General features: G+C 69.3%; 6 protein-coding genes. 4 read left to right on the plus strand and 2 right to left on the minus strand.

The features are described 5' to 3' along the window. Window positions 1-29: 29 nt before the first annotated feature. Entirely contained in the window at window positions 30-3,593 is a 3,564-nt protein-coding gene (gene cobN, locus TL10_RS13845; RefSeq protein WP_043986055.1) for a cobaltochelatase subunit CobN, read from the minus strand. 393 nt (window positions 3,594-3,986) lie between these two features. Between cobN and cobG the strand changes: the two genes are divergently transcribed. The 4 genes from cobG to TL10_RS13865 are packed head-to-tail and all read left to right on the plus strand — an operon-like array spanning window position 3,987 to window position 9,119. Then, entirely contained in the window at window positions 3,987-5,108 is a 1,122-nt protein-coding gene (gene cobG, locus TL10_RS13850; RefSeq protein WP_043986075.1) for a precorrin-3B synthase, read from the plus strand. Window positions 5,109-5,117: 9 nt separating this feature from the next. Continuing rightward, complete coding sequence (locus tag TL10_RS13855; RefSeq protein WP_043400912.1) at window positions 5,118-5,744, plus strand: precorrin-8X methylmutase; 627 nt, start codon at window positions 5,118-5,120, stop codon at window positions 5,742-5,744. Further along, window positions 5,741-7,210, plus strand: coding sequence for a precorrin-2 C(20)-methyltransferase (locus TL10_RS13860; protein WP_043986056.1), 1,470 nt, complete (start codon window positions 5,741-5,743; stop codon window positions 7,208-7,210). The genes TL10_RS13855 and TL10_RS13860 overlap by 4 nt, the downstream gene beginning before the upstream one ends. A gap of 28 nt (window positions 7,211-7,238) precedes the next feature. Next, window positions 7,239-9,119, plus strand: coding sequence for a hypothetical protein (locus TL10_RS13865; protein ID WP_043986057.1), 1,881 nt, complete (start codon window positions 7,239-7,241; stop codon window positions 9,117-9,119). A 64-nt stretch (window positions 9,120-9,183) separates the two neighbouring features. Here the strand turns inward: TL10_RS13865 and TL10_RS13870 are convergent. After that, window positions 9,184-9,528 (minus strand): HNH endonuclease signature motif containing protein (locus tag TL10_RS13870; RefSeq protein ID WP_043986058.1); only part of this gene is annotated, 345 nt, incomplete at its 5' end.

The raw sequence follows: 9,528 nt of genomic DNA on the forward strand, positions 1-9,528 counted from the left end.
ATCGCGGACGGTTACGAATCACGCCGAAATCACCCTTCCAGCTCCCCCTCGGTCTCCAGCAGCACCTGCTTGAGCCCGTCCAGGGTCTCGGACTCCGGCGCGGCCCACATGCCACGGCCGGCCGCTTCCAGGAGCCGCTCGGCCATGCCGTGCAGCGCCCACGGGTTGGACTCGGACATGAACTTGCGGTTCTCCGGGTCCAGCACGTAGCTCTGCGTCAGCTGCTCGTACATCCAGTCGGCCATGACGCCCGCGGTGGCGTCGTACCCGAACAGGTAGTCGACGGTGGCCGCCATCTCGAACGCGCCCTTGTAGCCGTGCCGGCGCATGGCGGTCATCCAGCGCGGGTTGACGACCCGGGCCCGGAACACGCGCGTCGTCTCCTCCGACAGCGTGCGGGTACGCACCGCGTCGGGCCGGGTGTTGTCGCCGATGTACGCGGCGGGGTCCTTGCCCGTCAGCGCGCGCACCGTGGCGACCATGCCGCCGTGGTACTGGAAGTAGTCGTCGGAGTCGGCGATGTCGTGCTCGCGGGTGTCGGTGTTCTTGGCCGCCACCGAGATTCGCCGGTAGGCCCGGTTCATGTCGTCGGTCGCCGGGGCGCCGTCGAGACCGCGGCCGTAGGCGAAGCCGCCCCACGCCGTGTACACCTGGGCCAGGTCGGCGTCGTCGCGCCAGTTGCGGCTGTCGATGAGCTGCAGCAGCCCGGCGCCGTAGGTTCCCGGCTTGGAGCCGAAAATCCTTGTGGTGGCGCGCCTTTGGTCGCCGTGATCGGCGACGTCGACCTGCGAGTGGGCGCGCACGTAGTTGTCCTCGGCGGCTTCGTCCAGGCCCGCGACGAGTTGGACGGCGTCGTCGAGCATGGTCACCACGTGCGGAAAGGCATCGCGGAAGAAGCCCGAGATACGGACCGTGACGTCGATGCGGGGACGGCCGAGTTCGGCCAGCGCGATGGGCTCCAGCCCGACCACGCGGCGCGACGCGTCGTCCCAGATGGGCCGAACGCCCAGCAGCGCAAGCACTTCGGCGATGTCGTCGCCGGCGGTACGCATGGCCGAGGTGCCCCACACCGAGAGCCCGACGGACTCAGGCCAGCGGCCGTAGTCGGTGCGGTAGCGCTCCAGCAGCGAATCCGCCATCGCCACACCGGTTTCCCACGCCAGCTTCGACGGCACGGCCTTGGGGTCGACGGAGTAGAAGTTGCGGCCCGTGGGCAGCACGTTCACCAGCCCGCGCAGCGGTGAGCCCGACGGCCCGGCCGCGATGAACCCGCCGCCGAGCGCGTGCAGGATCTGCTCGATCTCCCGGTCGGTGCCACGCAGCCGCGGCACCACCTCGGTGGCGGCGAACCGCAGCACCTTGGCGACTTCAGCGTTGTCGGTGATGCCATCGACGGCGGCGGCGTCCCAGCCAGACGCCTGCAGTGCCGCGACCAGCTCGCGGGCCTGACTCTCCGCGGTGTCGACGGCTTCGCGTGCAGCAGAACCGTCCTCGGCCAGGCCCAGCGCCTCGCGCAGCCCCGGCACCGACTGCTCGCCGCCGAACAGCTGGCGCGCCCGCAGGATGGCGAGCACGAGGTCCAGTTCGGCCTCGCCGGTCGGTGCCTGGCCCAGGATGTGCAGGCCATCGCGGATCTGGACGTCCTTGATCTCGCACAGCCAGCCGTCGACGTGCAGCAGCATGTCGTCGAACACGTCCTCGTCGGGCCGGTCCTCCAGCCCCAGGTCGTGGTCCATCTTGGCGGCGCGCATCAGCGTCCAGATCTGCTGGCGGATGGCCGGCAGCTTGCCGGGGTCCAGGGCCGAGATGTTGGAGTGCTCGTCGAGCAGCTGCTCCAGACGCGCGATGTCGCCGTAGGTCTCGGCGCGGGCCATCGGCGGGATCAGGTGATCGACCAACACCGCGTGCGCCCGGCGCTTGGCCTGCGTGCCCTCACCGGGATCGTTGACCAGGAACGGGTACACCAGCGGCAGGTCACCGAGCGCGGCGTCGGTGCCGCACGCCGCGGACATGCCGAGGGTCTTGCCGGGCAGCCATTCCAGGTTGCCGTGCTTGCCCAGGTGGACCATCACGTCGGCGCCGAAGTGCCTGTTGATCCAGTGGTAGGCGGCCAGGTAGTGGTGGCTCGGCGGCAGGTCCGGATCGTGGTAGATCGCGACGGGGTTCTCGCCGAAGCCACGCGGCGGCTGGACGATCAGCACGATGTTGTCGGAAACCATTGCGGCGATGACGATTTCGCCGTCCGGGTCGTTGCTGCGGTCGACGAACAGCTCGCCCGGCGCCGCGCCCCAGTGCTCGGTGACGGCATCGGTGAGTTCGGCCGGCAGGGTCGCGAACCACGCCCGGTAGTCCTTGGCGGACACCCGAACAGGATTGGCTTCGAGCGCTTCGGTGCTGAGCCAGTCGGGATCCTGCCCGCCGCGCTCGATCATGGCGTGGATGAGGGCGTCACCATCTTCGGCGTCGACGCCAGGGACGTCACCGATACGGTAGCCGGCCTCGCGCATGGCGCGCAGCAGCGCGACGGCGCTGGCCGGGGTGTCGAGGCCGACGGCGTTGCCGATGCGGGCGTGCTTGGTCGGGTAGGCCGAGAACACGAGCGCGACGCGCTTGTCGGCCGGCTCGATGTACTTCAGCCGGGCGTGCCGGACGGCGAGTCGGGCCACCCGCTCGCAGCGCTCGGGGTCGGCGACGTACGAGATCAGCCCCTCGCTGTCGATCTCCTTGAACGAGAACGGGACGGTGATGATGCGGCCGTCGAACTCGGGCACCGCCACCTGCGACGCGACGTCCAGCGGCGTCAGCCCGTCGTCGTTCTCGTCCCATTGCGCGCGCGAGCTGGTAAGGCACAGGCCCTGCAGGATCGGGATGTCGAGGGCCGCCAGGTGCGCGACGTTCCAGTTGTCGTCATCGCCGCCTGCGCTCGCGGTGGCCGGGGTCGCGCCGCCAGCCGCGAGCACCGTCGTGATCAGGGCGTCGGCGGTCCCCAGCAGCTCGATGAGCTCGGGCTCGGCGGTACGCAGCGAGGCACAGAAGATCGGCAGCGGACGGCCGCCGGCCTGCTCGATGGCACCACACAGCGCATCGATGTAGGCGGTGTTGCCGGCCAGCTGCTGGGCCCGGTAGTAGAGCACCGCGACCGTCGGACCCTCAGCATCCGACGAGCGCTGCAGCAGCCCCCAACTCGGAGCCGATACGGGCTCGCCGAAACCGAACCCGGTCATCAGGACAGTGTCAGAGAGAAAAGCATGCAGATTGCGCAGATTCTCGGTGCCGCCCTGCGCCAGATAGATGTGCGCCTGAAGGGCGACGCCCGCCGGGACGGTTGAGTGGCTCATCAGGTCGGCGTCGGGCGCCTGCTCCCCCGACAGCACCACAGTCGGGACCCCGCTGGCGACGACGGCATCGATATCGTCCTGCCAGGTGCGATAACCACCCAGTACCCGAACGACCGCCAGGTCCGCGCCGGCCAGCAGGTCCTGCAGTTCCCCGGCGATCAGCCGGGACGGATTGGCCCATCGGTACTGCCCCCCGCTGGCGCGGGCGGTGATCAGATCGGTGTCGGACGTGGAGAGCAGCAGTACGGTCGGCACTGACTATTCGTACAGCACCGACGTGGTCGCGCGGTCGTGCCCCTTGCGTGGGCGAAAAAGCGCAACGGGGCGGGTTGCCATGCAACCCACCCCGTCGGCGGTCTTATCTACGGCGCTGAATTAGCGCTCAGTGGTCTGCCAGCGCGAGTACCACGTCTTGCCCTGGTAGGGCAGGCCGGCGGCCACGATGAGCGCGAAGACGCCACCTGCGTAGAGAGCGAAATCGGACATTGCGTCCCTCCTTAGGTCATCCGAATGCGGTGTAGCAAACGGAAGTTCGTCTCCCACGGTACGGGCGGATGCATTGAAAACAAGGGACTTGTAAGCCACGGAACAGGCCGGAAACGGCAGTGACCTATTTCACAATTTGCGGTACAACGTAACGTGGACAAGGTGATTCGGACGCGTGACGACGACGCCTGCCCAGGTGCCCTGCAGGTGCACCAGGCAGCTGACGGCGGCCTGGCCCGCATCCGCCTGGCCGGCGGCATGATCACCGCCGCACAACTGGCGGCGCTGGCCCACTCCGCCGCCGAATTCGGTTCGCCGGCAATGGAACTGACCTCGCGCGGCAACATCCAGGTGCGCGGGATCCACGACGAGGCGGGATTGGCGACAGCGGTCGATTCGGCGGGCCTGCTGCCCTCGGCCACCCACGAACGCGTCCGGAACATCGTGGCGTCGCCGCTGTCGGGCCGCAGTGGCGGCCTTGGCGACATCCGCGACGTCGTGCGCGACCTTGATTCCGGCCTGCAAAAACGCCCTGACCTGGCCGATTTGCCCGGTCGGTTCTGGTTCGGGGCCGACGACGGCCGCGGCGACATCTCTGGCCTGGCACCCGATGTGAGCACCCATCTGGTGTCCCCCGACACCGCCGCCGTGCTGGTGGCGGGCCGCGATACCGGGGTTCGCATACCCGCCGCGCACGCCGCGGACACCCTGCTGGACCTGGCCACCTCATTCCTGGATATTCGCGGGAACCGCTGGCGGACAAGCGAACTGGACAATGCCGATGAGCTCCTGGCCGGGGCGCAATTGCGTCCCACCGAGCCGTCAGGTACGACGTGGCCACCGATCGACGCGCCGCCCGTCGGCTGGATCACCCAGGACGACGGCCGGATCACGTTGGGCGCGGCCGCCCCGCTGGGTGTGCTGCAGGCCCGTACCGCCGAGTTTGTGGCAGCCATCACCGCCCCGATCGTGGTCACGCCATGGCGCTCGTTACTCATCTGTGACCTCGAAGAGGGCGTCGCCGACACTGCCCTGCGGGTGCTGGCGCCGATGGGTCTGATTTTCGACGCGCACTCCCCCTGGCTGTCGATCAGTGCCTGCACCGGGAGTCCGGGGTGCGCCAAGTCACTGGCCGACGTCCGCAGTGACGCCGCAGCGGCCGCGGCAGCGGGCGAGCCCGGTGGCCGCCGGCATTTCGTGGGCTGCGAGCGCGCGTGCGGCAGCCCGGCCATCGGCGAGGTGCTGGTGGCGACCAACTCGGGGTACGAACCACGCCACCCGTAGGGTTATCGGGTGCTCGACTACGTCCGCGACGCTGCGGAGATCTACCGGCAGTCGTTCGCGACGATCCGCGCCGAGGCGGATCTGGCGCGATTTCCCGACGACGTCTCACGCGTCGTCGTACGTCTGATCCACACCTGCGGCCAGGTCGACGTCACCGAGCACGTCGCCTACACCGACGACGTGGTGGCCCGCACCTATGCGGCCCTGGCGGCCGGTGCCCCGATCCTGTGCGACTCGTCGATGGTGGCGGCGGGCATCACCCGCTCGCGGCTGCCCGCCGACAACGAGGTGGTGTCGCTGGTGGCCGATCCGGGCGCGCCTGCCATGGCCGCGAAGCTCGGCAGCACCCGTTCGGCGGCGGCCGTCGATCTGTGGGCCGACCGGCTCGGCGGTGCCGTGCTGGCCATCGGCAATGCGCCGACCGCCTTGTTCCGGCTGCTGGAGTTGCTGGACGAGGGCGCGCCCGTGCCTGCCGCGGTGCTCGGCGGCCCGGTCGGCTTCGTCGGCTCGGCGCAGTCGAAGGACGAACTGATCGCGCGGCCGCGCGGCATGGACTATCTGGTGGTGACGGGGCGGCGTGGCGGTAGTGCCATGGCCGCCGCCGCGGTGAATGCGATTGCGAGTGAAACCGAATGACAACGGGAACCCTCTACGGTGTCGGCCTCGGCCCAGGCGACCCGGAACTGGTGACGGTCAAGGCCGCCCGGCTGATCGGCGAGGCCGATGTGGTGGCCTACCACAGCGCGCGGCACGGCCACAGCATCGCGCGACGCATCGCCGAACCGTATCTGCGTCCCGGCCAGATCGAGGAGCACCTCGTCTACCCGGTGACGACCGAGACCACGTCGCACCCGGGCGGGTACGACGGCGCGATCGAAGACTTCTACGCCGAGGCCGCCGAGCGTATCGCCACCCATCTGGCGGCCGGCCGCAACGTCGCGCTGCTCGCCGAGGGCGATCCGCTGTTCTACAGCTCCTACATGCACATGCACACCCGGTTGACCGAACGGTTCCACGCGGTGATCGTGCCGGGCGTGACGTCCGTCAGCGCCGCGTCGGCCGCGATCTCGACGCCGCTGGTGCAGGGCGAACAGGTCCTCACCATCCTGCCCGGCACCCTGCCTGCGGGCGAGCTGCAGCGCCGGCTGGCCGACACCGACGCCGCCGTCGTGATGAAGCTGGGCCGGTCGTATCCGGCTGTGCGGCAGGCGCTTTCGTCGGCCGGACGGCTGGACGAAGCGTTCTATGTGGAGCGTGCGAGCACCGAGGCACAGCGGGTACTGCCGGCCGCCGACGTCGACGCCGCGACGGTGCCGTACTTCTCGATCGCCATCCTGCCGGGTTCTCGTCGTGCAGAGACCCCGGTCGGCAGCGTCGTGGTGGTCGGGCTGGGTCCGGGCGACCCGGAGTGGACGACGGCCCAGACCCGTCGCGAGCTGGCAGCGGCCACCGATCTGATCGGCTACGGGCCGTACCTGGACCGGGTGCCGGATCGTCCCGGCCAGCAGCGCCACCCGAGCGACAACACCGACGAGCGGGCGCGCGCCGAGCTGGCGTGCAAGCTGGCCCAGCAGGGCCGGACCGTCGCGGTGGTGTCCTCTGGCGACCCCGGGGTGTTCGCGATGGCGACCGCGGTGCTCGAAGAGGCCCGGCAGTGGCCGGGCGTCGAGGTCCGGGTGATCCCGGCGATGACCGCCGCGCAGGCCGTCGCCAGCCGGGTCGGTGCGCCGCTCGGCCACGACTACGCGGTGATCTCGCTGTCCGACCGCCTCAAGCCGTGGGACATCATCGCCGAACGGCTCACCGCCGCCGCCCGCGCCGATCTGGTGCTGGCCATCTACAACCCGGCGTCGAAGACCCGCACCTGGCAGGTGGCCGCCATGCAGGACCTGCTGCTGGAATACCGCGACCCCAACACCCCCGTCGTCATCGGCCGTGACGTCGCCGGACCGAACGAATCCGTGCGGGTGGTGCGCCTGGCCGAACTCAACCCGGCCGAGATCGACATGCGCTGCATGCTGATCATCGGGTCGTCACAGACGGTGTGGCACACCACCGCCGACGGCGACCGGGTGTTCACCCCGCGGTATTACCCACACTGATTCGATTGGGCCACTAGGGTTTCCGTACATGAGCGAAAGCCCTCGAGTCAATCGCCTGGTCATGTACAAGCACGGCATGGCGCTGGTCGAACGCAGCGGTCCGGTCGACGGTGATTTCGCACTGACATTCCGCCACGCCCAGATGAAGGACGTGCTGAAGTCGCTGTCGATCACCGGCACTGGCACCGAGCTGGCCGTCGGAGCGGTCTCGTTCGACACCCCGACCGACCCGCGCACCCAGCTCGCCGACCGTGGTCTGCTGTTGGAGTCGGGCAGCGCGCTGCTCGGGCTGCTCGACGGGCTGCGCGGTCGCGGCGTCGAGATCAGTTGTGGCGAGACCCGCCATCGCGGCGAGGTGATCGGCGTCGACGATTCCGGTGCGGACCGCCGGGTTCTGGTGTTGCGCACCGAGACCGGGTCGGTCAGCGTGCTGGATCTGGCCACCGCCGACGGGCTGACGCTGCTCGAGGAGCCATCCCGCGCCGACCTTGAGTACCTGATCGACCGCTCCCGCGCCCTGACCGCGGGCCAGCATTGCCAACTGGGCGTACAGGTTCGAGGCAGCGGGACCGTCCAGGTGTCCTATGTGGTGCCGGCTCCGCTGTGGCGGCTGTCGTACCGGCTGGTGCGCGACGGTGACAGTCTGGTGCTGACCGCGATGGGCATCGTGCACAACCCGGTCGACGAGGACCTCACCGACATCGAGCTGACCCTGACCACCGGCGAGCCCGTCTCCTTCGATATCGACCTGTACCGGAGCAAGCACGTCCATCGAGAGGTCGTCGAGGAAAGCCGCCGCGGCGCGGCTCCTGTGCCCGTGCCGGTCGCGGCGAAGGCTGGGTCTCTGGGCGCAGTCCCGGCGTCGATGGCGATGCCCGCTCCTGCCGGTGCGGGATATTTCGATGCCTATGCCGATGCCGTCGACGATGTCGAAACCGCTGACCGCGGTGAGTATTTCGAATACCGGCTGAGCACCCCGGTGTCGCTCAAGCGCGGTGGTGCGTCGATGATTCCGCTGGCGGTCCAGGCCGTCGACGGTGTCCGGCGCGAGTTGGTGTGGCACGGCCACGACGGCTCCCCCGAGATCGTGCTCGCCTTCACCAATACCGCGGGCATCGTGCTCGAGGAAGGTCCCGCGGTCATCTACGAGCAGGACGCCTATGCCGGTGAAGCGATGGTGCCCTTCACCGCCCGTGACGCGAAGGTGCGGCTGCCGTTCGCGAAAGACCTTGCGGTGCGTTGCCGGCACACCTCGGCCGTCAGCGACGTCACGGCCAGGGTGCGGCTCGCCCGCGCCGCCCTGGTGCACGAGCAGCGCCGCGAGCAGCTGCACACCCTGCGGGTCGAGAACGACCATGCCGAACCTGTCGAGGTGATCTTCGAAATCGCCCGTGTTCAGGGGCGTGGCGTCGAACCACGGAACAACGTCACCGCGATCGCCGACGACGGGACCAACCACCGCATCACGGTCACCGCGGCGGGCCACCAGGCGGTTGAAGCGGCAGTGCTGGAAAGCTGGCCGCTGTCGAGCGAGATCGCCTACGAGCATCTCGCGCCGGGTCAACTCGAAGAGTGGCTCGCCGACCGGTCACTCGACGCGACCACCATCACTGCGCTCGGCGGTGTCTTGGACCGGTGGGCGGCTGCCGAGCGGCTGGAATCCGAAGCCGAGCAAGTCCAGGCGGCGCGCTCGGGTGACTACGAGGCACAGAGCCGAATCTCGGAGCAGCTCAACGTACTCGGCAGCGACGGACCCGAAGGTGAACTACGGCGCCGACTCATCGTCGACCTGGAGGCCCTGCGGGACCGCAGCACCGCGCATGGCGAACAGGTCCGTCAGCTCCGCGACGACGCGGAGGCACAACGGCGGGCGGCGTGGGACGAACTGCAGCGCCTCATCGGCGGCTGACGCTGGCTCCCGACATCCGCGCGCGGACCGCCTCTGCGGTGATTTGGCATCGCGCAGCGGTCAATCAGTTTGTCGGACTGTCACTTTCACCGTCGCCATCCTCGCCCTCGGTGGGGTAGAGCTGGGGTTGGTAGATGGTGTTGGTGCGGGGTTGTCCGACGTCCAGTAGTGGTGGTGGGGTCCAGTGCGCTCGGCCGTTTTTCATGGTGGTGGTCCAGCCACCGTCGGTGGCCAGGCGGTTGTCGGGTCCGCAGGCCAACGTGAGGTCGGTGATATCGGTGCGGCCGCCGTGACGCCAGTCGGTGACGGCGTGGTGGGCTTGGCAGTCGGCGGCGGGCCGTGTGCAGTCGGGGCGGGTGCAGCCTTTGTCGCGGGCGAACAGGGCCAGGCGTTGACCGGTGGTCGCGGT

Origin of the sequence: Mycolicibacterium llatzerense (assembly GCF_000878195.1) — a bacterium.
In the GTDB taxonomy this organism is placed as follows: domain Bacteria; phylum Actinomycetota; class Actinomycetes; order Mycobacteriales; family Mycobacteriaceae; genus Mycobacterium; species Mycobacterium llatzerense.

Coding starts and splice junctions, on each gene's coding strand:
- TL10_RS13865 (WP_043986057.1), top strand. CDS start 7,239: ATGAGCGAAAGCCCTCGAGTCAATCGCCTGGTCATGTACAAGCACGGC.
- TL10_RS13860 (WP_043986056.1), top strand. CDS start 5,741: ATGACAACGGGAACCCTCTACGGTGTCGGCCTCGGCCCAGGCGACCCG.